The 26392-nt window shown below is 54.1% G+C and carries 25 protein-coding genes; 2 read left to right on the top strand and 23 right to left on the bottom strand.

The window, feature by feature from the left end; translation table 11 throughout:
- The first annotated feature begins 37 nt into the window (after positions 1–37).
- Positions 38–2065: a maltotransferase domain-containing protein gene (locus H924_RS05715; RefSeq protein WP_015651013.1), complete on the top strand. Its 2028-nt coding sequence runs from the start codon at positions 38–40 to the stop codon at positions 2063–2065.
- A gap of 117 nt (positions 2066–2182) precedes the next feature.
- Complete coding sequence (gene glgB, locus H924_RS05710; RefSeq protein ID WP_015651012.1) at positions 2183–4378, top strand: 1,4-alpha-glucan branching protein GlgB; 2196 nt, start codon at positions 2183–2185, stop codon at positions 4376–4378.
- Between the two features lie 68 nt (positions 4379–4446).
- Here the strand turns inward: glgB and H924_RS05705 are convergent, their stop codons facing one another.
- The 23 genes from H924_RS05705 to rho form a co-directional block, all read right to left on the bottom strand.
- Positions 4447–5415: an ABC transporter substrate-binding protein gene (locus H924_RS05705; protein WP_015651011.1), complete on the bottom strand. Its 969-nt coding sequence runs from the start codon at positions 5413–5415 to the stop codon at positions 4447–4449.
- A 32-nt stretch (positions 5416–5447) separates the two neighbouring features.
- Positions 5448–6200, bottom strand: a complete 753-nt coding sequence (locus H924_RS05700; protein ID WP_015651010.1) for an ABC transporter ATP-binding protein — start codon at positions 6198–6200, stop codon at positions 5448–5450.
- Positions 6201–6208: 8 nt separating this feature from the next.
- Positions 6209–6991 carry an ABC transporter permease gene (locus H924_RS05695; RefSeq protein ID WP_015651009.1) on the bottom strand — a complete coding sequence of 261 codons (783 nt, stop codon included), beginning with the start codon at positions 6989–6991 and terminating at the stop codon, positions 6209–6211.
- A gap of 57 nt (positions 6992–7048) precedes the next feature.
- Complete coding sequence (locus H924_RS05690; protein WP_015651008.1) at positions 7049–8188, bottom strand: LLM class flavin-dependent oxidoreductase; 1140 nt, start codon at positions 8186–8188, stop codon at positions 7049–7051.
- A gap of 151 nt (positions 8189–8339) precedes the next feature.
- Positions 8340–9263 (bottom strand): tetratricopeptide repeat protein, encoded by a 924-nt coding sequence (locus H924_RS05685; protein WP_015651007.1) that lies wholly within the window; start codon positions 9261–9263, stop codon positions 8340–8342.
- A gap of 45 nt (positions 9264–9308) precedes the next feature.
- A complete protein-coding gene (locus H924_RS05680; RefSeq protein WP_015651006.1) occupies positions 9309–9617 on the bottom strand; it encodes a thiamine-binding protein in 309 nt (102 codons plus the stop codon).
- Between the two features lie 19 nt (positions 9618–9636).
- The gene (locus H924_RS13910; RefSeq protein ID WP_081602472.1) at positions 9637–9924 is read right to left on the bottom strand and encodes a hypothetical protein; all 288 of its coding nucleotides are present in this window, start codon (positions 9922–9924) and stop codon (positions 9637–9639) included.
- An 8-nt stretch (positions 9925–9932) separates the two neighbouring features.
- A complete protein-coding gene (gene nucS, locus H924_RS05675; protein ID WP_015651005.1) occupies positions 9933–10625 on the bottom strand; it encodes an endonuclease NucS in 693 nt (230 codons plus the stop codon).
- A 26-nt stretch (positions 10626–10651) separates the two neighbouring features.
- Positions 10652–11134, bottom strand: a complete 483-nt coding sequence (locus H924_RS05670; RefSeq protein ID WP_015651004.1) for a DUF2550 domain-containing protein — start codon at positions 11132–11134, stop codon at positions 10652–10654.
- Between the two features lie 247 nt (positions 11135–11381).
- A complete protein-coding gene (locus tag H924_RS05665; RefSeq protein ID WP_015651003.1) occupies positions 11382–11756 on the bottom strand; it encodes a F0F1 ATP synthase subunit epsilon in 375 nt (124 codons plus the stop codon).
- 11 nt (positions 11757–11767) lie between these two features.
- A complete protein-coding gene (atpD, locus tag H924_RS05660) occupies positions 11768–13219 on the bottom strand; it encodes a F0F1 ATP synthase subunit beta (protein ID WP_015651002.1) in 1452 nt (483 codons plus the stop codon).
- A 3-nt stretch (positions 13220–13222) separates the two neighbouring features.
- Positions 13223–14200: a F0F1 ATP synthase subunit gamma gene (locus tag H924_RS05655; protein ID WP_015651001.1), complete on the bottom strand. Its 978-nt coding sequence runs from the start codon at positions 14198–14200 to the stop codon at positions 13223–13225.
- Between the two features lie 57 nt (positions 14201–14257).
- Positions 14258–15901 carry a F0F1 ATP synthase subunit alpha gene (gene atpA / locus H924_RS05650; RefSeq protein WP_015651000.1) on the bottom strand — a complete coding sequence of 548 codons (1644 nt, stop codon included), beginning with the start codon at positions 15899–15901 and terminating at the stop codon, positions 14258–14260.
- Between the two features lie 60 nt (positions 15902–15961).
- Positions 15962–16777 (bottom strand): F0F1 ATP synthase subunit delta, encoded by an 816-nt coding sequence (locus H924_RS05645; protein WP_015650999.1) that lies wholly within the window; start codon positions 16775–16777, stop codon positions 15962–15964.
- 5 nt (positions 16778–16782) lie between these two features.
- Positions 16783–17355, bottom strand: a complete 573-nt coding sequence (locus tag H924_RS05640; protein ID WP_015650998.1) for a F0F1 ATP synthase subunit B — start codon at positions 17353–17355, stop codon at positions 16783–16785.
- A gap of 30 nt (positions 17356–17385) precedes the next feature.
- The gene (locus tag H924_RS05635) at positions 17386–17628 is read right to left on the bottom strand and encodes an ATP synthase F0 subunit C (protein WP_003854855.1); all 243 of its coding nucleotides are present in this window, start codon (positions 17626–17628) and stop codon (positions 17386–17388) included.
- Between the two features lie 138 nt (positions 17629–17766).
- Positions 17767–18579 (bottom strand): F0F1 ATP synthase subunit A, encoded by an 813-nt coding sequence (gene atpB / locus H924_RS05630; RefSeq protein ID WP_029703129.1) that lies wholly within the window; start codon positions 18577–18579, stop codon positions 17767–17769.
- Between the two features lie 637 nt (positions 18580–19216).
- Positions 19217–19654 carry a hypothetical protein gene (locus H924_RS05625; protein ID WP_029703132.1) on the bottom strand — a complete coding sequence of 146 codons (438 nt, stop codon included), beginning with the start codon at positions 19652–19654 and terminating at the stop codon, positions 19217–19219.
- Between the two features lie 101 nt (positions 19655–19755).
- The gene (locus H924_RS05620; protein WP_015650995.1) at positions 19756–20919 is read right to left on the bottom strand and encodes an MraY family glycosyltransferase; all 1164 of its coding nucleotides are present in this window, start codon (positions 20917–20919) and stop codon (positions 19756–19758) included.
- A complete protein-coding gene (locus H924_RS05615; protein ID WP_015650994.1) occupies positions 20920–21570 on the bottom strand; it encodes an L-threonylcarbamoyladenylate synthase in 651 nt (216 codons plus the stop codon). It lies immediately after the preceding gene.
- 115 nt (positions 21571–21685) lie between these two features.
- Entirely contained in the window at positions 21686–22522 is an 837-nt protein-coding gene (gene prmC / locus H924_RS05610; RefSeq protein WP_015650993.1) for a peptide chain release factor N(5)-glutamine methyltransferase, read from the bottom strand.
- Positions 22523–22525: 3 nt separating this feature from the next.
- Positions 22526–23602, bottom strand: coding sequence for a peptide chain release factor 1 (gene prfA, locus H924_RS05605; RefSeq protein WP_015650992.1), 1077 nt, complete (start codon positions 23600–23602; stop codon positions 22526–22528).
- Positions 23602–25980, bottom strand: coding sequence for a transcription termination factor Rho (rho, locus tag H924_RS05600; protein ID WP_015650991.1), 2379 nt, complete (start codon positions 25978–25980; stop codon positions 23602–23604). Before rho ends, prfA begins: the two co-directional genes overlap by 1 nt.
- Positions 25981–26392: the final 412 nt, after the last annotated feature.

The raw sequence follows: 26392 nt of genomic DNA, 5'->3' as shown, positions 1-26392 counted from the left end.
CCTGCAGCACTTCACACCGCGTTTTGAGGAGAAAACTGTGACTGGCCGTCTCGGAATCGATGATGTTCGACCCCAGCTCTTAGATGGAAACCCAGCAAAGGCTGTGGTCGGGGAAATTGTCCCTGTATCCGCAGTGGTGTGGCGCGAGGGCCACGATGCAATTGCTGCGACCTTGAATGTGCAAGGTCCCGAAGATTCGGCAATTGCGGCTGAGCCAATTCAGATTCCTATGCGCCCCACTCCTCATAACCAAGATCAATCAAATGCCTTTTTTGTGCCAGATGTGCCTGGTACTTGGACTTTCCGCGTTGATGCGTGGTCGGATCCCATGGCCACTTGGCGCCATGCAGTGACCACCAAGATTGAGGCTGGTCAGTCCCCCGAGGAGCTTTATAATGACCTCGAGCACGGCGCGCAGCTTTTTGAGGCCGCCGCGCTAGAGCTGCCCAAGGCCGAAAGAATAACGCTTCTCGACGTCGCCTCTGTCCTCAGGCGTGGCGGTGATCTGCGCGCGCGCATCGCCCCAGCGCTCTCTGCGCCGGTCTTGCAGTTATTAGAGCTTAACCCGCTGCGCGAGTTACTCACCCGGGGCGAGAACTTGCAGGTCGCAGTGGAGCGTCGAGAAGCGCTGGTGAACTCCTGGTATGAGTTATTCCCCCGCTCCACCGGTGGTTGGGATAACAATGGCACCCCAGTTCACGGCACTTTCGCCACCACTGCCGCAGCGCTCGACCGCGTGGCAAAGATGGGCTTTGATACCGTCTACTTCCCTCCGATTCACCCCATTGGTGAGGTCAACCGTAAGGGTCGCAACAATACTTTGACCCCAGAGCCTCATGATGTGGGCTCCCCTTGGGCAATTGGTTCCAAGGACGGTGGCCATGATGCTTTCCACCCAGATTTGGGCACTGAGGAAGATTTCAAGGCACTTGTTGCTCGCGCCCGAGAGCTCAACTTGGAGATTGCTTTGGACCTGGCTTTGCAGGCCGCTCCAGATCACCCATGGGCTGTAGAGCACCAGGATTTCTTTACGGTGCTGGCCGATGGCACCATCGCCTATGCCGAGAATCCTCCAAAGAAGTACCAGGATATTTATCCGCTGAACTTTGATAACTCCCCGGAGAAGATTTACAAGGAAATCTACCGTGTGGTGAAGTTCTGGATCGACCTCGGCGTTACCACTTTCCGCGTGGATAACCCACACACCAAGCCTGCTAATTTCTGGCAGTGGCTTATCGCAGAGGTTCACAAGACCAACCCTGAGGTAATTTTCTTGGCCGAGGCTTTCACACGCCCGGCGCGTCTTTATGGTCTGGCCAAGATTGGCTTCTCCCAGTGTTATTCCTATTTCACCTGGAAAGTCTCTAAGGAAGAGCTCATTGAGTTCGGTACCGAGATCTCACGGATGGCAGATGTAGCTCGCCCCAACCTTTTTGTGAACACTCCAGATATTTTGCATGAGTCTTTGCAGCATGGCGGCCGCGCAATGTTTGCAATCCGTGCGACACTTGCAGCCACCATGTCCCCACTATGGGGTGTGTACTCCGGCTACGAGCTCTTTGAGCACCAGGCGGTAAAGCCAGGCTCTGAGGAGTACTTGGATTCCGAGAAGTATGAGCTGCGCCCCCGTGATTTTGAAGGCGCTTTGCGACGTGGAGATTCGCTCGAGGATTATATTGGCCTGCTCAATAAGATCCGTCGCGCAAACCCTGCTTTGCAGCAATTGCGCAACCTGCACTTCCACGACACTGATAACGATCAAATCTTGGCCTATTCCAAGGTTGATGCCTTGACTGGAAATACTGTGCTGGTGGTAGTTAACCTCGATCCACGCAGTGCACGTGAGGCCACCGTCAATCTGGATATGGCTGCCTTAGGTCTGGATAAGGGAGCCCAGTTTGAGGTTCGTGACGCCATCACCGGTGCACGTTATGTCTGGAGCGATAGCAACTTTGTCCGCTTGGAGCCTTTGCGCGATGTAGCACATATCTTTGTTTTGCCTGAGCTACCTGCAGCGCGCCGTGAGCCTGTAGCTTGGCGCACCATCGAAGAATATCGCGCCTAATTTAGTCCTAATTGGGGGCGGGTTTCTGATTACCGCCCCCTGCTTGGCTAACTCCGGTACTTTCGAACTAAGAGCTTGATTATCTAAAGATTTCCCCCGTTATAAGGACTTTTATCTATGAGCGTAGATCCCGCGAGCCACCTTCAGATTCCTGAAGCGGACCTAGTCCGACTGCGAAATTGCAACCACCATGACCCCCATGGTTTTTATGGATGGCATCAACTAGCACAAGGCTCGGTAGTGCGCACCCGCCAAATCGGCGCGGAAAAGGTTGAATTGCTACTCGACGGCACCTCCGTTGAGATGGTCAACCTTGGTGATGACATATTCGCAGCGGAACTAGAAACCCGCGAGACCCTAGACTATCGCCTTCGCATTACCTGGCCAGGTCTGGCACCACAGATAAAGGCAGATCCTTATTTCTTCCTGCCTACTCTGGGTGAGCTAGATATTTACCTGATTTCTGAAGGTCGCCATGAGCGCCTCTGGGATGTCATGGGTGCCAACACCAAAACTTATGAAACCTCCCTGGGTACTGTAAAGGGCACTGCCTTTACTGTGTGGGCTCCCAATGCCATTGGCGCTGCCGTAGTTGGTACCTTTAACGGCTGGAATGCCTCCCAGCACCCCATGCGTTCCATGGGCGGATCAGGCCTGTGGGAAGTCTTTATCCCTGGAGTCGGCACTGGTGAAGTTTATAAATTTGCCGTCCAAACTAAGGCCGGGCATCGCCGCGATAAGGCTGACCCCATGGCACGTGCTGCTGAGTTGCCTCCCGCAACGGGTTCCATTGTGGTCGATTCCTCCTATGAGTGGCAGGATTCCCAGTGGCTAGAGCAGCGCGCTAGCAGCGATCCTGCCAACTCCCCTATGAGCGTTTATGAAGTCCACCTCGGGTCTTGGCGCTGGGGCCTTAACTATGAAGACCTCGCCACCGAATTGGTGGATTATGTAGCGGATCTGGGTTATACCCACGTGGAATTTATGCCGGTTTCCGAGCACCCCTTCGGCGGTTCATGGGGATACCAGGTTTCTGGCTACTACGCACCTACCTCACGCTGGGGCACTCCCGATCAATTCCGAGCATTGGTTGATGCCTTCCACGCTCGTGGCATTGGCGTCATCATGGACTGGGTTCCCGCCCACTTCCCCAAGGATGACTGGGCTTTGGCCCGCTTTGACGGCGAAGCTCTCTATGAGCACCCCGATTGGCGCCGTGGCGAACAAAAGGACTGGGGCACCTATGTCTTTGACTTTGGTCGCAATGAGGTCCGTAACTTCCTAGTTGCCAATGCCCTGTATTGGATTGAAGAGTTCCACATTGACGGTCTACGAGTCGACGCTGTGGCCTCAATGCTGTACTTGGATTATTCCCGTGAAGCTGGCGAGTGGGAGCCCAATATCTATGGCGGACGCGAAAACCTAGAAGCCGTCCAATTCTTGCAGGAAATGAACGCTACCCTGCTGCGCTTGCACCCAGGAGCACTCACCATTGCAGAAGAATCAACCTCCTGGCCTGGTGTCACTGCACCAACCTGGGATGGTGGCCTGGGCTTCTCCCTCAAGTGGAATATGGGTTGGATGAATGACACCTTGGAGTACTTCTCTAAGGATCCTATCCATCGCGCTTTCCACCACAATGAGCTCACCTTCTCACTGGTATATGCCTTCTCTGAGCGCTTTGTGTTGCCTATCTCCCATGATGAAGTAGTCCACGGCAAGGGTTCACTATGGACCAGAATGCCAGGCGATACCTGGAATAAAGCTGCTGGGCTTCGCACTCTCTTGGCATATATGTGGGCGCACCCCGGCAAGAAATTGCTGTTTATGGGACAAGAAATTGGACAGCCTGAAGAATGGTCTGAGGCACATGGTTTGCCTTGGGATATTGTTGATGGTTGGCAGGGCGAATACCACGGTGCCATTCGAGATTTGTTGCGCGATCTCAACAACACCTACACCTCTGCCACAGCACTTCATACCCAAGATTTCCAGGGTGAAGGCTTTACCTGGAATAAGGCAGATGATGCGGCCAACAATATTTTGGCCTTTACCCGCTTTGGCACCGACGGCTCTCAGATGCTCTGTGTCTTTAACCTCTCCGGCACCACTCAGCAGGCTTATAAGTTGGGTGTTCCTGCAGGCGGTCAGTGGAAGCTTGCTCTTAACACCGATGAAGGACAGTTCTTCGGTGCAGGTAATGAGCTCCCATCAACCCTCCAAGCAAGTGATACTGGCTGGGATGGGTTCCCCCATGCCCTCGAAGTAGAAATTCCAGCTATGAGTGCACAGTATTACTCATGGGAAGGCTAATTCCCTTAAGCAAGTAAAAATGGTTCGTGCCCTGCCACCGTCAAGTGGCAGGGCACGAACCATTTTATTTAGTCTTCAAAACGGCGATCCACAATGCTGTCAAAATCAAAATCTTCCAGCAAGCCTGCACTCACAAAAGAACCAATGAGGGCATTTTGGTAGGTATTTACCTCATCATCTAAAGGCACTTGGAGGCGCAAGCTGCGGGTATTTAGTTTGGCGGCTTCTAGATCAAAACCGGATTCATCGGAGTAGATTTGTGCCCACTCATCTGGGTTGTCGCTGGCCCACACATAAGCTTCCGAGACCCTGGTGAGCAGATCATCAAGTGCGGCTTCTTTTGCCGGGTCGGCTAGGGCTTCATCACTTGCTACGCCAAAGCCATAACCTGCAGATACTCCAGCGGCGTTAGTAAGCACCTTTGCGCCTTCTAGTTCAGCTTGTGAGGTATAAGGATCCCACACTGCCCACGCATCCACCTGGCCATTTTGGAAGGCCGCTTTGGCATCTGAGGGCTGCAGCAGGTTTAGTTCCACCTCATCAAGGCTGATTCCAGCTTTTTCCAACTGCAGGATGAGGTGCCCATGGGCACTTGATCCCCTAGCAACGGCAATCTTTTTGCCTTTAAGATCAGCCACGCTGGAAATTATGGAATCAGGAGCAATCAAAATCGCATCACCCAAGGCTCTGTTGTTATAGGCAGCAACCACCTTGGTATTGGTTGGTCCACCAATAATCGGTGGAGTGTTACCTGTGATGGCAAAGTCGATTTGGCCAGCATTAAGTGCTTCTATTTGGGGCGGGCCGGAAGTAAAGGAGGACCATTCGATGTCATAGGGCAGATCATCAAGTTCTCCTGATGCCTCCAATACCTGTTCGGTGCCGGCTATTTGGTCTCCAACGTTGAGGGTAACTCCGCTGAGATCAATGCTCCCATCGGCAGCTGGTTGAGCTTCACTAGAAGCTGAAGAGCAAGAGGTCACACCCAATCCGAGGGCAATAAGAGCAGTGGCGAAGATAATCTTGTGGCTTTTCATTTTGCTAAAGAATTCCTTTTTAAGATGCGTATTTAGGCAGGGGTGGTGATTTCAAGCCAGTCCAAAAGCTGAGCGGTATGAGCTCCAAAGCTTGGGTGGCTGCGGCGGGTGTGTTTTGGCCCGGGAATATTAATGTGCAGGGTGTGGGTGATTTCGCCTTCATCGAGCAAAATCACTTGATCGGCAAGTGCAACAGCCTCGCCAACATCATGGGTGACCAGCAAAACACCGAGGTTACGGGAATCTACAGTGCGCAAAAGCAGGTCTTGGGCGGTCAGTCGAGTTAGTGCGTCAAGTGCGCCAAAAGGTTCATCAAGCAGCAGCAATGAAGGCTCTGAAATTAGAGCTCGCGCCAGTGACACGCGCTGTGCTTGTCCGCCACTTAAGGTTAAAGGCCAGGCGTTGTCAGCATCCGGTAAATTCACTTCTTTTAACAGGTCACTAGCTTTTTGCCGTGCTTCTTCCCAAGCTAAATCACTACGGTTAAGCCCAAAGGCCACATTGTCGAGCACTGTTTTCCAGGGCAGAAGGCGTGGTTCTTGGAAAGCAACCGCTGGATTGCCAGCGACCTCAATGGTGCCACTATGTGCCCCAGATAGTCCGGCGAGCACTCGCAGTATTGTGGATTTTCCCGAACCGGAGCGACCAATAAGGGTTACAACTTCGCCGGATGCAATGTGGAAATCGATGCCTCGCAGAACTTCTTTGGAGCCATAGGATTTGTGCAGATTTTCTACGCGAGCGGCGGTAGAAGTGTGGGTGGGTGCAGAAAGTGTGCTGGTCATTTTGAGTCCTACCTTGCAGTTTCGTTGTTGCGATAGCGGAAAGTGTGGCGCTCCCAGGCTCTAATGAGCGCTTCTGAAAGCAAGCCCAAAGTGGCGTAGACAATTAGTCCAAAGATCACCAGGTCTGTGCGATAAAAATCGCGCGCATTATTAATGAGGAAGCCCAGGCCTTCACGAGCATTAACTTGCTCGGCAACAATCAATGAGAGCCAGGCCGCGGCACTTGCTTGGCGCAGTCCCACAAACAGCTGCGGGGCGGCGGAAGGGATGACAATATTGCGCAATTTCTGGCGCACATTAAAGCCCATTACTTCGCCCGCTTCGAGCAGCTTTGGATCAATCTGGCGGAAGCCGCTTGCGGTATTGAGGTACAGCGGAAACAGCACACCAAGGCTGATAATTAGCACCTTTGGCAGTTCGCCAATACCGAACCAGATAATAAAAAGCGGTACCAAGCCGAGGTGTGGCAAAGCGCGCGCAGCCTGCAGCAATGGATCAATTGCGGTATCTGCCAGGCGAGACATTCCGGTGATCACACCAAGGCTAATTCCAATAATCGCGCCAATTAAAAATCCAATAATGACCCTTTGTCCAGAGATCATCAAGGCGTCGAAAAGCTTCCCGTTAACTAGCACCTCCCAGCCCGCGCTGGCAATGGTGATGGGCGCCGGCAGCACGCGCTCGGAGATCAGCCCGAGCATCGAGCCAAGCTGCCACAGCACCAACACAACAATTGGGGAAATAATTCGGGTGGGCACCGCCACGCGGGGCCGGGTTGCTAATGCAGTCATTAGAGGTCCTTTAAAAATGCTTATCGACGTCAACTTGGCGGGGGTTAAGCGCCGCGCTTAGCTCGCGGTTACCAAGGAAGGGTGGTTTTTAACTGCAACGCCACGGCGCAGCAGTTCGGGGATAACCCCTTCACCAAAGTGGAATGCTTCTTCTAAGTTGGGGTATCCGGAGAGCACGAAATTATCGAGGCCAAGGGCGGCATATTCTTCAATTCGATCAGCAACCTCGCTATGCGAACCAACTAGTGCCGTGCCGGCTCCGCCGCGCAGCAGCCCAACTCCAGCCCACACGTTGGGATAAACCTCAAGATCACGAGCTGCCGTCTTGGCATTAAAGATCTGCCCCTTTCCATGCAATTGAGCCATGCGACGCTGACCTTCAGAAGCAGAGGTGGCAAATCCCGCCTGTGCCTTGGCAACTTGTTCGGGAGTAACATGCTCAATCAGCTTTTCTGCCACTGCCCAGGCTTCTTCAGCGGTATCGCGAGTAATTACGTGGAAACGAATGCCATGGGAAACTTCGCGTCGATGTTGCGCTGCGAGGCCATTGATCCAGTTAATCTTCTCCCCTACCTGCGCGGGAAGTTCGCCCCAGGTGAGATAGGTATCGGCAAATTGCGCAGCGACAGTTCCAGCAGCTGCGGAAGATCCACCAAAAAGCACCTCTGGAATGACCTGCGGTGGATTGGCCAACCGCGCATTTTCCACCTGCAGATGTTTGCCCTGGAAGGTCACCGTCTCCCCGCGCCACAGCTGACTGACAATATCTAAGAATTCCCCGCAACGCTCATAGCGTTCTTCCTTATTTAGATAATCTCCGAAGGCGCGCTGTTCTGCGTCCTCACCACCGGTAACCACATTGATAAGCAAACGATTATTGGACAGACGCTGGAAGGTGGCAGCCATCTGGGCGGAAAGTGTTGGCCCGATTTGTCCAGGGCGTAAAGCAACTAAGAATTTTAGTTTTTCAGTGGCCTCAATGAGGGAAGCATCGGTGATCCAGGCATCTTCGCACCAGGTGCCTGTGGGAGTGAGCACGGATTCAAAACCGTTGGTTTCTGCGGCCAATGCCATTTGCTTGAGGTAACTATGGCTAAGAGGTCGGGAGGTGCCGATCTTTTCGGCGCCGTGACCGCCGCCAATTATGCCGCGGGAATCGCCGGAGGTGGATAGGAACCAGTGGAATGTTAATGTCATGCCACAATATAAACAGACCGCACAGTCTATCCAGTAGCATTAAAACCAGTTTGGAAATAATAGATACTACCTGGTCTTTTAAAGCCCTCTAGACCGACTAGTCTATAAAAATAGCCACCCCATTAGGAAATGGGGTGGCTATAAGAATGGCTTAGAACAAAGCACTTGCCATCTGTCCGCGTGCAGTCAGTACCCGCGGATCAGTAGCTTCAAACATGCCAAAAAGCTCTAATAGCCTATCTTTGACAGCATCTTTATCGGCGCCGGCGGTGCGCATCAACAATGCAATGAGTCGATCAAAGGCAGCTTCAGGTTGTCCATTCACCACCGCAGCATCAGCGGCTGCAAAGGCCTTTTCCAAAGATGCTGGATCAGCGTCAGCTGCAGCAATTACATCCTCCCCTGGCGCCACCGTGCTCAGCCTGCCTAGCAGCTTTGCAGTATCGCGAGCTTGCTTGGCATCAAGGTTATGTGGCTCTTCTTCCAAGATGGCATCATAAACCGCAATGGCTTCTTCAAAAGCACCACGGTTTAGTGCATCGGTGGCCGCGTCAAAACGAGGATCCTCCGGCTCAGCTGCCGTATCTGCTGGTGCCGTGGCGTCAGCTGGTAGGCCTTCTAGCTGTGGTCCCACTGCTTGTACCACCTGGCCGACCCATTCCGCTAAGGCTTCAGCTGGCTGACCACCTTGGAAATCGGCCAATGGCCTACCTGCAGCAATTGCAATTACCGTTGGCAAACCCTGAATACCGAAAACCTGAGCCACATCAGCATCGGTATCAGCATTGACATAAGCAAAGATAAACTTCAATCCCGCATTTGCGGCGAGTGCTGTGAAATCTGCTTTCAACTGCTCAGAGTCAGGGCTACGTGGAGTACCAACCAACACAATTACTGGCACCTGGGTGGAGCGTCGCAAAACCTCGTTTTCCAGGTTTTCCATGGTCACATCAATAGAAGATGCAATGCCACCTGCGGTAGGACCCTGTTCATGAGCCTTTTGGCGTGCCTCTGCACGTGCTTTTACTTCACCTAAGTCAATTGCGCCACTGACAAAACGATGTGGTGTAGTCACCTTAAAATCACGCTTCCTTTAAATTTGCTATTAATGCCCACTATCCTAATGATCTGCGGCAAGCCGTTCTTCTACTGCCTCGACCTTGCGGGTGAGCTGTCCGGTATGTCCGGGGCGAATATCAGCCTTAATAACTAATGAGGTACGTGGAGCGACCTTGGAGACTGCCTCGGTAGCCTCCTTAATTACGGCAAATACCTCATCCCACTCCCCTTCAATGAGGGTAAACATGGCATTCGTTTCATTGGGAAGTCCAGAAGCCCGGACCACGCGGATCGCTTCGGTGACGGCATCTGCCATCTCTGCATCAGGGTTATCGGTTACTGCGGGGGCAACAGAAAAAGCAACAATCATAGCTGCCAGCCTACCCTTTTTAGCGACGATCCCAACACGGCTTATGCCAATGACGGCGATCATCAGCCCTGCCACCTGTCTCCTTGGGCCACGCCACAATATGAGCCACACCAGGCGGAATATTTTGGTTACAGCCAGGACAAATATAAAACTTCTTAGCTGCGGAGGAACCTATTTGACGTACCAAATAGGGCTCCCCAAAAGACCAACTTGGACCCTCCTGGGTTTGGGTTCCCCAGTACACCGCACCATCTGGTGGCAAAACATGAGACGATTGGATATTGTTTCGTTTATTTCGACGTGGCATGAGCGTATTTAGAAAAGGGTGAGCTCATTGGATTCAATGCCCCGCAAGGCCTGGTAATCCAAGATGACACATTTAATGCCACGGTCTTCCGCCAAGGTTTTGGCCTGGGGCTTAATTTCTTGAGCCGCGAAGATGCCCTGCACAGGCTTGAGCAACTCATCGCGGTTGAGCAATTCCAAATAGCGGGTTAACTGCTCTACACCATCGATACCACCGCGTCGCTTAATTTCCACGGCCACGGTCTGACCATCGGCATTGCGGCACAAAATATCAACAGGTCCAATAGCTGTAGGGTACTCACGGCGAATAAGCGTGTAACCGTCACCCAAGGTGGTGATATGTTCTGCCAGCAATTGCTGCAGATGATCCTCCACGCCATCTTTTACCAAGCCCGGATCAGTTCCGAGTTCAAAGTTTTGCTCGGAATGGATCTGCTCAACAGTGATGCGCAGCTGCTCACCCTTCTTGTTTTCCACCACCCAAAGGCTTTCACCGGTTGCTTGTCCATCCTCATCCATGATGGGGGTTTCTTGGAGGCTGCACGGTGGTGTCATCCAGTTAAGGGGCTTATACGCACGGTCATCGGCATGGATGGACACGGAACCATCTGCCTTAACCATTAAAAGGCGATCGGCCACGGGAAGGTGAGCTTCCAGGCGGCCGACATAATCAACTGAACAACGGGCGATGACAAGACGCATGCACCCACCTTAACAAGGTTGGGTGACTATTTATCCTTTTGGGTGCCTTTGCCAAATTCACCAAAGCGGAAACGCTGCAACTCATGAGCACTAATGGAATGCTCAGAGCGAGCATCTGGGGCAGCTTCCAGCCAAGCGGTAAAGGCCATCTCTCCATGGCTATCTAGGGCAAGTTCAATTTCTTCATTTTTTGACTTGATGTGAATAACGCGGGAGCCTTCAGACATAAAAACCGCCTCTTCGGCAGTAGGCTCCCTGCGATCAAGGAGGGTTACCGAAAGGCGGTTGAGAATAAGGTCAGCCATAGGAGAAAGAGAGCGCAGCTTAAAGTACTCAAGATCATTCGCGTTATAACGCAAGGTGCCATGGCGCCAGCCGTGCAGGCCATTTTGTGGCAGGTGGCGCAAGATGACAGTGGTGCCACGTGAACGCAGGGTGAAAAAACGCCAGGCTGCGAGCACAACAGCAAGAACTGCAACGATCACCAAGGCCCAAGTAATAAATTCCACGGTGTCTTAAGTCCTCCCTGCACAAAGAAAAACGATTTCTAACGATCCTACTCACATTGTTTCAGAGTGCGAAAATTGCCGTTACGGGGGTAATTCCGACCCAGTATCTATAAGTATCTGCCCGCTCGCCCACCCCCCTCTTGGGGGTCTGGAAAGGCCGTGCAGGGGCGCGTCGACAAGCAAGAATATAAGAAAATCGCCCTGTAGTAGAAAACTACTACAGGGCGATTAACAGCTAAACGGAGGTTTAGAGACCTTCGCTGCTGCGGCGGACCGCGCGCAGCCCAGCCTCGGCATGTGCCTTGGCCAGCTCGTCGTCCGAATTAAGGTCTGCCTCGGCGGATGCGGTATCAACCTCATTCGCCCAGACGGCGAAGTCCGCGAGGATCGTCACCTTTGCCTTGGATACGGAGAGGAATCCACCCGACACGCCAGCAACAAGCTTGTCGCCATTGGTCGGTTGGATGGTCACAACACCATTCTCAGCCAGCTGGCCAAGAAGAGGCTCGTGATCGGGCAGCACGCCGATCTCACCCTCGGTGGTCTGAGCAGTCACAATGCTGGCCTGACCCGACCAGAGCATGCGCTCCACAGACACCAGTTCAACGGTGATTTCAGCCATGTGTCTCTACCTTACTTTCCGGTCAGCTTCTTGTAAGCAGCTTCGACATCGTCCAAACCACCGAGGCCGTTGAAGGCCTGCTCTGGGTAGTGGTCGAAGTCGCCGTTGCAGATGCGCTCGAAAGCGTCGATGGTGTCAGTCAGTGGCACATAAGAACCTGGAAGACCCGTGAACTTTTCAGCAACGAAGAAGTTCTGGCCGAGGAAGCGCTCGATACGACGGGCGCGAGCAACGGTGATCTTGTCCTCTTCAGACAGCTCGTCCATACCAAGGATGGCGATGATGTCCTGGAGTTCCTTGTTCTTCTGCAGAATGCCGATGACACGCTGAGAAACCTCGTAGTGACGCTCGCCAACGATAGCAGGCTCGAGAATACGAGAGGTAGAGGTCAGCGGGTTCACTGCAGGGTAAATACCCTTGGAAGCGATGGAGCGGTCAAGCTCGGTGGTTGCATCCAAGTGAGCGAAGGTGGTCGCTGGGGCTGGGTCGGTGTAGTCGTCGGCAGGGACGTAAACGGCCTGCAGAGAGGTAATCGAACGGCCCTTGGTGGAGGTAATACGCTCCTGGAGCACACCCATTTCATCAGCCAAGGTTGGCTGGTAACCCACGGCGGAAGGCATACGACCCAGAAGGGTAGAAACCTCGGAACCAGCCTGGGTGAAACGGAAGATGTTGTCGATGAACAACAGCACGTCCTGGTTCTGCACATCGCGGAAGTACTCCGCCATGGTCAGGCCGGACAGTGCCACGCGCATACGGACTCCTGGTGGCTCATCCATCTGGCCGAAGACCAGTGCGGTGTCCTGGAGAACGCCCATTTCTTCCATTTCGAGGAAGAGGTCGGTGCCCTCACGGGTACGCTCACCAACGCCTGCGAATACGGAAGTACCGGAGAATTCGCGAGCGATACGGGTGATCATTTCCTGGATAAGAACGGTCTTACCCACACCTGCACCACCGAAGAGACCAATCTTGCCGCCCTTAACGTAAGGGGTCAAAAGGTCAATAACCTTGATGCCGGTTTCCAGGATCTCGGTCTTACCCTCGAGCTGATCGAATGATGGAGGCTCACGGTGGATGCCCCAACGCTCGATGTCAGGGTTGGTGTTCAGGGAAACATCGTCCAGGCAGTCGCCCAGAGCGTTGAATACGTGACCCTTAACAACATCGCCGACTGGAACGGAGATTGGCTTAGCCGTATCGGTTACAGCAGCACCGCGGACAAGTCCGTCGGTAGGAGCCATAGCGATGGTACGGATAAGGTTGTCGCCGAGGTGCTGGGCAACCTCGAGGACGATGGTCTTCTTGACTGATTCGAGGGCAACCTCAACAGTCAGTGCGTTGTACAGTGCTGGCAGCTCGCCGCGGGGGAACTCCACGTCGACGACCGCGCCAATGACACGCACGACACGGCCGGCAGTAGCTGCCTGCTGTGCGTTCTGCTCTTCAAGAGCTGTAGTCATAATCTAGTCACTTTCTCCGCTGTCGGCGAGCGCACCAGCGCCACCGACAATCTCTGTGATTTCCTGGGTGATCTGTGCCTGACGTGCCTGGTTGGCCACACGGGACAGGTCTTTGACCAGTGCCGTTGCGTTATCAGTAGCAGATTTCATCGCGTTTCGACGTGAAGCGGACTCTGCAGCTGCGGCCTCCAAGAAGATGGAGAACAGCCGACGCGAGATGTACTGCGGAAGCAGTGCCTCAAGCAAAGTGTCAGCATCCGGCTCGAACTCATAATCTGGTTCGACATCGCCGGAAGAGGACAACAGATCCTCGCCTTTTTCGAAAATATCATCTTCGACGACTGGCTCGATTGGCAGTAGCTGGTGCACTACTGGATTCTGAGTCAGCATAGAGATGAACTCGGTGTAGACCACATGAACCTGGTCGAAGCCCTGGATATCCTGGCCTTCTGCCACATTCAGGCCCTCGCGATATGCAGCCTCTCCCTCAGAGGTGGCGCTAAAGCCATCAATGAGGTGGCGGCGGACGTTGTGGGTAGCGTTCCAGTCTGGATCCTGTGAGAATCCAGTCCAGGCGCCCGCAACGGCATCTTCGCGGAACTTGTAGTAGTCCACGCCCTTCTTACCGGTGACATAACGAACCACTTCGTAGCCGCGCTCGCTGAGGAGCTTCTCGAGCTCCGCAGCCTTCTTCAGCACGTTGTGGTTGTAGCCACCGGCCATGCCGCGGTCAGAGGTGACCACGAGCACGGCGGCTCGTTTGCCGCCTTCACGCTCACGAAGCATGGGATGGTCGAGGGAGCTTGCCGACGCGAGACGCTCCAGCACACGCTGGATTTCCTCGGCGTACGGCGCAGCTGCCGCAACGCGACCCTGTGCCTTGGTGATGCGAGAGGTGGCGATGAGCTCTTGAGCCTTGGTGATCTTCTTGGTTGAGTTAACCGAACGAATTCGGTCACGCAATTCACGAATTGTTGCCATGGTTCACACGCCTCCCTTCAGTTGCTTGGACAGTCATAGAGTGTAGGCTCGCTGCCTTTACTTCTTGCTGACCTTGCGGGAAACGGAAAGCTGGTTCTTCTGAACCTCGTTAGCGTCAAGTGCCTCTACCTCAGGCTCATTGATAACTGGGGAGCCATCAGTGGTCTGGAAAGAACCCTTGAAGTCTTCAGTTGCCTTGAGCAGAGATTCCTTGGACTCATCAGACAGCTGAGCGCCGCCTGCGATCTGCTCATAAACCTGAGCAGCGTTGGATCCGAGGTACTCGTGCAGTTCGGTCTCGAAACGACGCACGTCTTCGACGGGAACGTTGTCGAAAGCGCCTTCGCCGGCGAGCCACAGAGAAATAATCTGGTACTCAACGGACTGAGGAGCATTCTCAGCCTGGATCAGCAGCTGAACGAGGCGCTGGCCACGCTCAAGCTGTGCCTTGGAGGCAGAGTCCAGGTCAGATGCGAAGGTAGCGAAAGCTTCCAGGTCGCGGTAAGCAGCCAAGTCCAGACGGAGTGAACCGGCAACCTTCTTCATACCCTTGGTCTGAGCTGCGCCACCGACACGGGAGACGGAAACACCGACGTTAATTGCCGGGCGAACGCCACGGTTAAACAGATCGGACTCAAGGAATACCTGACCATCGGTAATGGAAATTACGTTGGTAGGAATGAAGGCGGAAACGTCATTTGCCTTGGTCTCAATGATTGGCAGTGCAGTGATGGAACCTGCGCCTAGATCATCAGACAGCTTTGCAGCGCGCTCCAGCAGACGGGAGTGCAGGTAGAAGACGTCACCTGGGTATGCTTCGCGGCCTGGTGGGCGACGCAGCAAGAGGGAGATGGCACGGTATGCCTCAGCCTGCTTGGTGAGATCATCGTAGATGACCAAGACGTGATTGCCCTGGTACATCCAGTGCTGTGCGAGAGCAGCGCCAGCGAATGGTGCAAGCCACTTAAAGCCTGCAGCATCAGAGGCAGGAGCAGCCACAATGGTGGTGTACTCAAGAGCGCCCTGCTCTTCAAGGGTCTTACGCAGGGCTGCAATGGTGGAGCCCTTCTGGCCGATTGCGACGTAGATGCAGCGAACCTGCTTGGTCTTGTCGCCGGTCTCCCAGTTAGCCTTCTGGTTAAGGATGGTGTCAATGCAGACTGCGGTCTTACCGGTCTTACGGTCACCAATGATCAGCTGGCGCTGACCACGGCCAATCGGAGTCATTGCATCGATAGCCTTGATACCGGTGGCCATAGGCTCTTCGACAGGCTGACGCTCAAGCACGGTAGGTGCCTGAAGCTCGAGGACGCGGTCCTCTTCAGCTACGATTTCGCCCAAACCGTCAATCGGCTTGCCAAGGGGGTTGATAACGCGACCCAGGAAGTTCTCACCGACGGGGATAGACAGAACGTCTCCCGTGCGGCGAACCTGGTCGCCTTGTTTGATTAGCTCGTAGTTACCCAGGATTACAACGCCGATGGAATCGGTGTCGAGGTTCTGTGCGACGCCGATGACGCCGCCCGGGAATTCGAGGAGCTCATTCGCCATAACAGACGGGAGGCCCGAAACCTGGGCAATACCGTCAGCGGCCGAAATAACCACGCCGACCTCCTCACGGGAGGCCTCCGCGGAGTAGCTCGAGGTGTAGTTCGCAATCGCGCTACGGATCTCATCGGAGGAGATCGTCAGCTCCGCCATGTTCTTCCTGCTCTCGGTTGTTTCTTCCAGCATTACTAAATTTGTCAATTCGTCGTGTCTTTAAGCGAAGGTTGCACGAAGGCGCTCGAGCTTACCCGAGGTGCTTCCGTCAATAACTTCGTCTCCGACGCGGATGATCATTCCACCGAGGAGGCTGGTATCAACCTCGGAGTGGATGCTCATCGCACGACCATAAATACGTCCCAGCTTTTCGGCTAATGCCTGCTGCTGTCCCTCGTGTAGTTCAACCGCAGAGACAACATATGCCACGGAGCGACCTTGTAGCTCAGCTACGTTGGCTGCCAAAGCGGCGATGTCATCAATTGGGTTGTGCTCGGGGCGACCAATAACCTGCAGTGCCAATGCCTCGGTAACAGCGGTTACCTTGCCATAAAGCACCTTGGCTAGCAGTTCGCGGCGAGTTGCAGCTTCCTGGGTGCGATCAGAAAGCAACTGAGTGAGCTTGCCTTCACGATCTAGGATGCGGCTTAGTCGGAACAGTTCGTCTTCTACCTGGCCTAGCAGACCCTGCTGCTCAGCTGAGCGAAGCAGGGCGCGACGGCCAAGTTGGACGAGTCCAGCACGGAACTCGCGTGGGGTGGACCAAGTCTGCTCTGCGGCGTCTTTGAGGACTTCGAGAACAGATGGGCTCACCTTTCCACCGAACACGGCCTCGATGAGGCCGACGCGGCTTTGCGCGTCCTTGGAGGAATCAGCCACAGCCACACGCAGAGCGCGGTCGCCATCGAGGATCTCGACGACGTCGAACAGCTCGTTTCCAGCCTGGGCGGCTACTGCCACGGTGTTATCTGCTGCAAGAGCAGTGTCCAGATCGGACGATACCTTTGCCAGTGCCTCACGGCTCGCTGCGTGCATGTCGCCTACTTTCCGGTCGGTGCCACAGTGTCGAGATCGGCAAGGAAGCGGTCAATCGTGCCAGAGCGCTTTACGTTATCGGAGAGCTGATCTCCAAGTAGGTGCTCGGCAAGGTTGATGGAGTTCTGGCCCATTTCGCGGCGCAGTTCGTTAACGACCTGCTCGCGCTGTGCCAGAAGCTGCTTCGTACCGGACTCGATGATGCGGTTGCTCTCTTCGTTGGCCTTGTCCTTCAGTTCTGCTTCGATCTGCTTGCCGCGCTCGCGCGCCTGCTCACGGATCTCTGCAGCCTCGGTACGGGCCTCAGCGAGCTGTGCGTTGTACTTTTCAAGGGCAGCCTTCGCCTCGGCTTGTGCAGCCTCGGCACGCTGAATGCCTCCCTTGATCCGGTCCTCACGCTCGGTCAGGACCTCCTGGAACTTCGGAAGAACAAACTTCCAGAAGACAAACAGGATGATCAAAAACGGGATGAGGGACCAGACGATGTCATAAGCCTTAGGCCACAGAATGGAGTTGCCACTTTCGAGCGGCAGGGACTCTGCGTTTGCATGCGCAAGGTAGTAAATGGGATTCGCCATGGTTTACCAGCTTTCGGTTAAGTTAGCTGATTAGAACAGGAAGCCAGCAACGAGGCCGATCAGTGCCAGGGCCTCAACGAAGGCGATGCCCAGGAACATGGTGGTACGGAGCTGTCCGGCCATCTCAGGCTGGCGTGCCATGCCCTCGAGTGCCTTACCAACCAAGATGCCGATGCCGAGGCCTGGGCCGATGGTTGCGATGCCGTAGCCGACAGCGCCAAGGCCGGTGATGGTGGACTCGGTTGCGTCCTGAGCCAGGATGATCTCGTTCATGAGGTGTCGTTCCCTTTCTGGTGCCCGAATTTCGGGCGTGAAGTGTTTAGTGGGGTTATTCAGTTGACCGTGTGGTCCGCTCGGCTTGATACTCCCCTGTTTTAAGGCAGTATCTCGTCGACCTTTTTATTTGTTCATCTAGTGAGAATCCGCGTGCAGGGAAAGCTCAATGTAGACAGCAACCAGCAGGGCAAAGATGTATGCCTGCAGGAAGATGACGATGAGCTCGTACACAGTGAAGAGGACTGCCAAGATGATGGTAACGCCAGACATTGCAGTCCAGCCGTTCATCTGCCAGAAGAAGAAGTTCGTGGCGGAGTACAGCAGGACCAGAATCAAGTGGCCGGCAAGGAAGTTAGCCATCAAACGAAGCGCCAGGGTAATTGGCCTCAAGATGAAGGTAGAGAAGAACTCAATTGGAACCACCAGCACGTGAAGAGCTGGAGGAATATTCGGGATCACAATGGAAGACTTAACGTACTTCGCAAATCCGTAGCGCTTAGATCCTGCGTAGATGAAGGCAATGTAGCCGGCGACCGCCATAACAATGGGGAAACCGATACGAGCGTTCGGCGAGATGTTCAGGCCTGGAATGATGGTAGTCAAGTTCATCAAGAGGGCAGCAAAGAAGATGGTGGCGATAATCGGTAGGAACCGACGGCCTTCCTTCTTTCCAAGGATGTCCTCAGCGATGTGAATACGAACAAAATCGAGCGCATACTCTGCAAAATTCTGGACTCCATGCGGAATAAGCTTTGGCTTACGCATGGCCAAAAGGAAGAAGATCACAATAATTGCCGTCATAAGAAGACGGATCAACATAATGCGATCAAGTGCGAACCAACCATTGGCGAAATCGGTGAACAACATGTCCACGACGTCGCCATTTTCGGTTACGTGCCCCGGGAAAAATTCGTCGTCCAAATTCGGGCTGTGAAATTCACCCTTCATGGACAGTGTTGTAACGCTCAGCGTTCTCTCCCGTGTTCGGGCCGTGCACTCTTTGTTATGCACGGTGCGATGGACGTCTGAAAAACTCGCTGCAATCGCCACGGACTCCGTCGCACATCAGCGCAACGATCACAGGGGACGTGCTCCGCAAAACCCCCTGCGGCTTAGTGTCTGCTGCCTTGGGAGGTTTCTCGGTTCAACCCGCGTTATAGATTAACAGGTGTTTTTAGCTTTTATTCAAACGGGGCGGGGGCAAAACTTACTTCCCACTACTTAGTTCGAAGAAATAGCGCGTGAGCGGGAACGATTAGCAGGTGTTATGTGTGTCACAAAGCCCGACTTGCGGGTAAACGGGGGTAGCTGATAAAGAATCCCACGAATTATTTAAGCAGTTTTTTGCCAGCTATTCATGGGCTAAAACCTAAAATCTACCTGCTCTTTTCCCAGAAGACATCTGAAAACGGCCCAATTATGTGCGGTTTCAATCTCTTTCACTTTTACCCTGTGGCAACCAACACATGAATGATTTCGGGCCTCCACCCCTACTTCCCTACCCTCTAATGTGGTGCAAGCCAAAAATCCCGGGGGCTTTAAGCGTCTAGCGCTTAAAGCCCCCGGGATTCGTCGAGAAGCGTTTTTAGCCCACGTAGGTGACTCGTGAGGTAATAACTCCCCAAACTTCGGTAAGGAGAACAGCCAAAAGGGCTATCACCACTGTGACAAAAAGGGCGACATTGTCATAGAAAGTCATATCTTTAATAACGGCTAGCACGATCACCAAAATGACGATCTTTAGCAGCCAGCTACCCAGCACCACAGCCCCGGTGGTGGTGACATTGGAATTGGCGGTAACCAACACGCTGAGCGCAGTGAGCAGGACAAATCCGCCTCCAACTGCGGCACCAATCAACACACCCCACACTCCCGGCAAGCCTCGAGTGGTTCCCCAAATGGCCAAGGAAACAACGGTAAGAACCACCAGGGCGATGGTTCCAAACTTCACTGCACGCTGCAAAGGCCGGCGGTGATCGTCATATTGGGAAATTTGAAAAGGTGAATCCGCAGAATCTGGCACAGACTGTGCAGTGGGATCTTGGGGCTGTTGGTTAGTCACGAGGGGGAATCCTACCGGTTTTGGCTTAAAAATCTTAAAGGGAATCTTAAACTAACTATTGTTTAGGCAGCCGGATTGGCATGGCGCGGGTTATAGTGCCGGCTGCGCAATACAGGAATGGAGGTTAGCGCAGCTGCCAGCACCAACCCAACGATGGTTAAAAGGGTGGCAAAAAGTGGGGGCACAATGGAAAAACTTACAGCTCCAAAAGCCACTACAGTTACCCACATATACAACACCAAAACCACGCGACGATGAGTATGTCCGATGGCGAGCAGACGGTGATGCAAGTGCATTTTGTCCGGCGAAAACGGTGACGCTCCCCTACTGACACGACGAATAACAGCCATCACTAGATCCAAAAGTGGAACTGCTACGGCTGCCAACACCACGATAATTGGTGACATCAGCGCGATGATATCCACCGTGCCATAAAGGCTCATATTGATTTTGCCGGAAGCAGATGTGGAGGCAGCAGCCAGCAAAAGACCAATCAGCATGGAGCCAGAGTCACCCATAAAAATGCGCGAAGGCTCAAAATTATGAGGCAAAAAGCCGGCGCAAATACCTACTAAGGCTGCTGCAATAATGGCCGGCGGATAAGCGGAAACCGCACCATTTTGGTCAAAAAGAATGGTGAGGGAGAAAACCAGAATGGCTGCGCCGGCAATCATGCCCACACCAGCAGAGAGTCCATCGAGGCCATCCACAAAGTTCAAAGCGTTAATCAAGGCCACCGTAAACAGTGTTGTCAAGATAGTGGACTGGACTTGGTCGATAAGTAATGTGGTTCCTCCCCCAAAGGGAAGATAGAGAATTGTCCAGGTAAGTCCCAAGAGACTCATGGTGACAGCACCGACAATCTGGCCAATTAACTTGGTGATCGCATCAAGATCAAAGAGATCATCAAGTGCACCCACCACCACAATGACAAAGCCTGCCCAGATGACGGCATTCATCTCTGGAGTGATGGGCATAAAGCCTCTTGTCAAGGCTGGAAGCTGGTCCGCAAGGAATACCGCACCAAGGAATCCACTGAACATAGCCACTCCACCAAGACGTGGTTTAGGCATGACGTGGACATCTCTATCGCGGATCTCATTTAACCGGCCACTTTTGACCATGAGGATCCGGATAATCCCGGTGCTGAGGTAGGTAATTGCCGCTGCGACCAGGATGATTAGTCCTAGTTCGCGCAGCGGAATCCCTGCGAAACCGACTCCCATTTAGCGCAGGCTCTCTGCCGTCACCCCTAGCACTTCTCCGACGCGCTCAGCGCTGATTGCTCCCTCACGCAGAATCTTTGGATGATCGCCCGAGATATCAACAATGGTGGAAGGCAAACCAATGGCGCACTCGCCACCGTCAAGATAAACCGCCACATTTTGGTTGAGCTGCTGGCGTGCCGCAGTAACGGTGCTTGGTGGGGTCTGGCCGGAAATGTTGGCAGAGGATACAGCCATTGGGCCGGTCTGGCGTAGCAACTCAATGGCAACTGGATGCAAAGGCATACGTAGCATGACGGTGCCACGGGTATCGCCAAGGTTCCATGGCAGGCTTGGAGCCTGTGGCACGATGATGGACAGTCCACCTGGCCAGAAAGCTTCTACCAGAGCTTTAGCTTGTGCAGAGTAGGTGTGAACCAAGCCCTGGATGGTATCCCAGCTGCCGACCAGCACTGGGACGGGCATATCCGGTCCGCGGTGCTTGGTGGCTAGGAGGTTGGCAACAGCCTGGTTGTTGAAGGCATCGCAACCTAATCCATAAAGAGTATCGGTTGGCAGGACTACCAGCTGGCCGGTTTTAACAGCATCTACTGCTGCTTTGAGGCCGGCTGCCCGAGATTCTGGTTCTGCACAATCGTAAATTCTGCTCACTGTTTCCTCCTCAATTGAAAATCAAAAATATATTTCGGGCCCACGGACCCACGGACCCACGGGCCCACAGGCCCTAAAAATTAAAGCCCAAGCCCGCAAAAGAGCCTTTACTCGCTCACAGCTTACTCGCTGTCACAAAGCGGTCTCGGCCAGCAAGATCTTTTAACACCTCAATGTTGCCAAAACCACCATGTTCACGGAAAACTGCCTGCACTTGCGCGGAGGTGGTGTCATCATGTTCCACACCAACTACTCCCCCAGAACGCAGCAAACTAAAGATCAAATGAACCATTTCCGTGATGACATCCATGCCAGTATCACCACTAAAAACGGCCATATGCGGATCCTGATATACCTCTGGGTCAAGCTCTAAAGTTTCTGGAACATAAGGCGGATTGGACACCACAATATCCACCGTGGAGTGCAAACCAGGCAAAATTTCAGCATCGGTAACGTCGCCAGCGACCAAATTAACGTGCGGAGCAAATTCCATGAGGTTGCGGCGCGCCCACGTTAAAGCCCCCGGATCGAGTTCCACCGCGGTGAGGTGGGCGTCGACAAGCTCATGGCCGATATAGGCTGCTAGGGCACCGGAACCGGTGCACAGATCTACAATAACGGGCTTGTCGACGCTCGCCGCCTGCCGCACGGCCCAGTCAGCGAGAACCTCCGTTTCTGGGCGGGGAATAAAAACCCCAGGTCCGACGTGTAAATCCAGTGGTCCCATCGGTGCGCTACCCAGGATATGTTGCAGCGGCTCGCGCTGAGCGCGCCGTGCAACAGCCTCGCCAAAGCCCTCAGGCACTTCATCGCGCATGCGCAGCGCTATGTCCAAGGGCCCGCAGTCAAGTAGATGTGCTGCAATCAGGCGGGCGTCATTAAGTGGCGACGCCACCCCCGCCTTTTCAAGGGTGGTGGTGGCGTCGCGCAGTGCTTCCCCGAGGGTGAGCATTTTTTAGCCTTCTGCCTCAAGGCGTGCTGAACGCTCAGCAGCTCGAAGTGCAGTGAAAAGATCATCAAGTTCACCGTCAAGCACGGAGTCAAGGTTATTGGATTTAAACCCAATACGGTGATCACTGATGCGGTTTTCTGGCCAGTTGTAGGTGCGAATACGCTCGGAGCGGTCCATGGTACGGATCTGAGCGGCACGTCCCTGAGCTGCCTCAGCTTCGATTTCCTCTTCCTTCAAAGCCTGCAGACGAGCAGCCAAAACCTGCATTGCGCGGGCCTTGTTCTGGATCTGAGAGCGTTCCTTCTGACAGGTCACAACCAAGCCAGTGGGAAGGTGAGTAATACGCACAGCGGAGTCAGTGGTGTTAACGCCCTGGCCACCCTTACCGGAGGAACGGTAAACGTCGATACGCAGATCCTTTTCGTCGATTTCCACGTCTTCGATCTCATCGGGTTCTGGGTAAACCAAAACACCAGCTGCAGAGGTCTGAATACGTCCCTGAGATTCGGTCACGGGCACACGCTGTACGCGGTGCACGCCACCTTCAAACTTAAACTGGCTCCAAGCGCCATCGCGAGAAGGCTGACGGGAACGGATAGACAAGGTGATGTCCTTAACGCCACCGAGGTCAGACTCTGCAGAGTCCAAAACCTCAATGGAGAAACCGTGCTTATCGGCAAACTTCTGGTACATACGGAGCAAGTCACCAGCAAAAAGTGCTGCTTCTTCGCCGCCGGCGCCAGCCTTGATTTCCATCACGATGTCCTCGCTATCGTGAGGGTCACGTGGAGCTAGCAGGTCAGCGAGCTTTTCCTCAAGCTCAACAACCTCAGCTGCCAGGCGTTCTGCTTCCGCTTGGAACTCATGATCTTCATGAGCCATTTCCTTGGCGGCTTCCAAATCATCTTGAGCAGCGGTGAGTTCACGGTGCACATTGATAATTGGCTGCAGCTCGGAGTAGCGCTTGCCTACTTTACGAGCAGCTGCGGGATCATTGTGCAGCTCGGGGTCAGCCATTTGCTGTTCTAGACCGTGGTATTCGGCCAGGATGTCATCTACTGCAGAAACCTGCGATGCCATTAGGAGTATTCCTCCTCTTTCTCAGTTCCTGCCATAGGTGCACTGGAAGCAACCTGCATCAGGAATTCTGCATTGGACTTGGTCTTCTTAAGCTGCTTGATCAAAAGATCAATAGCCTGCTGGTTATCCAGCGCGGACAGGATGCGGCGCAGCTTGTGCATAATGCGCGCCTCATCAGGATTGAGCAACAGCTCATCCTTACGAGTACCGGAAGGATTAACGTCAACAGCTGGGAATACACGACGCTCAGAGATCTTACGATCCAGCTTGAGCTCCGCATTGCCGGTGCCCTTGAATTCCTCGAAGATCACAGTATCGCCGGCGGAACCGGTTTCCACCATGGCGGTAGCGATGATGGTCAAAGAACCACCGTTTTCGATATTGCGGGCAGCACCCAAGAAACGCTTTGGAGGGTACAGCGCATTGGAATCCACACCACCGGAAAGAATACGTCCCGATGCTGGTGAGCTGTTGTTATAAGCACGGCCCAAACGAGTGATGGAGTCAAGCAAGACAACAACGTCTTGACCCTGCTCTACCAGGCGCTTTGCACGCTCAATAGCCAGCTCTGCCACTGCGGTGTGCTCTGATGGTGGACGGTCAAAGGTAGAGGAAATAACCTCGCCACGCACGGAGCGCTGCATATCAGTCACTTCTTCTGGACGCTCGTCAACCAAGACAACCATGAGGTAGCACTCAGGGTTGTTGGTGGAGATTGCATTGGCAATGTTTTGCAAGATGGTGGTCTTGCCGGCCTTTGGTGGGGAAACGATCAGCGCGCGCTGGCCCTTACCAATAGGCATGATCAAGTCAATGACACGGGTGGTCAAAATGCGCTGCTCAGTTTCCAAACGCAAACGCTGGTTCGGGTACAGCGGAGTCAGCTTGCCAAAATCAGGACGGTTGCGAGCTTCTTCAACTGGCAAACCGTTCACAGTTTCCACGCGCACCAGGTTGTTGTACTTCTGGCGGTTACGGCCACCGTGGTTGTTGTGGTTGTTGGTGCTGCCCTGGTTCATACGAACCTGACCGATGATGGCATCGCCAGAGCGCAGGCTCATTCGGCGGATCAGCTGATTGTTAACAAAAACATCGGAAGGCGCAGCGTGATAACCGGTGGTGCGAACAAACGCAACGTTGGTATCAACGATGTCCAAGATGCCGGCGACTGGCTGCAGCTGCTCTTCATGCTGAGTGCCGTTGTCAGTGTCTTGGTTGTTCTCGCGGTTGTCGCGGTTGTCCCGATTGTCGCGAGTATCGCGGTCACGGCCACGACGGTTGCGGCGGCCACGGCGTCCGCGACGATCATCATCGTCACCATTGCGATCATCGCGGTCATTACGCTCACTGCGATCGCCACGATCGTTACGGTCTCCACGATCATTGCGGTCATTCCGGTCGCGGTTATTGCGGTTGTTGCGGGAACGGCGATCCTCATTATGATCCTCGCCGTTGTCAGCCTGGTTATCCTGCTTTTCGACGCCCGCAGCCTGGTCAGTGGTGTTCTCATCACGGGAGTTGCGGTTGTCACGGGAGCCACGATCATTGCGATCATTACGGTTGTTGCGACGGTTGCCGCGCTCACGGCGGTTATCCTCGCGAGTGTCCTCAACGGTGTTTTCTACCGACTGAGTAGGTTCTGCCACAGCTTGTGCTGGAGCCTCAGCTGCCTGCTCGCGCTCAACTACAGGCGCAGCAGTTGCTTCCTCAACTTCACGAACCTCGCGTGGCTCGCGGTTGCTCTGAGCATGGTCCTGGGTCTGGCGCTGACGATTACGACGTGCCCGGCGCGCTGCGGAACGAGACTCAAAGCGGTTGTCCTGGTCTTCGCCGGCGGCAGGTGCACTATTTGCAGCCTCAGTGTTAGCAGCCTCGGTGTTGGCCGGAGCAGTCTCAGCAGCGGTAACTACTGGGATTTCAGCCTGCGCTGGTGCCGGCTCAGCAGCGGCGGTGACGTTGGTGGCGCTAACGCGACGACGTCCACGGCGCGGAGCTGGAGCTTCTGCAGCCTCTGGGGTTGCAGCGTTGTCTGCAGTGCTGGTTTCTACTGCTGCAGGCTGAGCTGCGGGAGTTTGTTTGGTGCTGCGACGACCCCGAGTACGTGGTGCAGGCGCGGTGGCTTCTGCGTTTTCAACAGGCGCTTCAGCAGGAGCTGGAGTTTCTGCAGGTGCAGCGGTGCGCTTGCTAGCTCGCTTTGGGGCGGTTGCAGCTGCAGTTGGTTTACCAGCTTGTGCTGCGTTGATCGCGTTTAAGAGATCGCCTTTGCGTAGCGCAGAGGTGCCTTTGAGACCAAGGTCTGCCGCAATTTTGCGCAGATCCGGCAGTCGAAGGGAGGTCAGTTCTCCCTGATTCGCTGCGGTGTTGTCTGTGTCAGTCACAGATTTCCTTTCATAGCAGTTCAGGCCATCTGAGGGGTTACCCGGATTTTTCGGGTTGGACGTTGGGCCGAACGCGGCTTCTGTGTAGTTGAAAGTGGCATCAGGCTTATAGCTGAGCTGGTAACTGTGCTGCTCTAAGCAGCACTAATTACGCGCACAACAATGGTTGCGCAAGATGACACTGGAGGAAGCTAATACATCAGTGCACGGTATGTAGTGCGCTTTTTGATGTTGTCTTCCAGACCAAGATGTGGCTGGGAAAAATATCCACAGCTCCGGGTGCTTTAAAAGTAATCCTCTGCCCCGCGATGAGAGTCAGCCGCAATATTGTGGGATCTCAGCAGGTACTGCGAAGGATATTGGTGTGCACCGGGAAGCGTTTCCTCGGTCTTGATGGCCTATATTAGCGCAT

Source organism: Corynebacterium callunae DSM 20147, assembly GCF_000344785.1.
GTDB classification, from domain to species: domain Bacteria; phylum Actinomycetota; class Actinomycetes; order Mycobacteriales; family Mycobacteriaceae; genus Corynebacterium; species Corynebacterium callunae.
The sequence above is the reverse complement of the archived record's forward strand: the minus strand, read 5'-3'. Positions and strand labels throughout refer to the sequence as shown.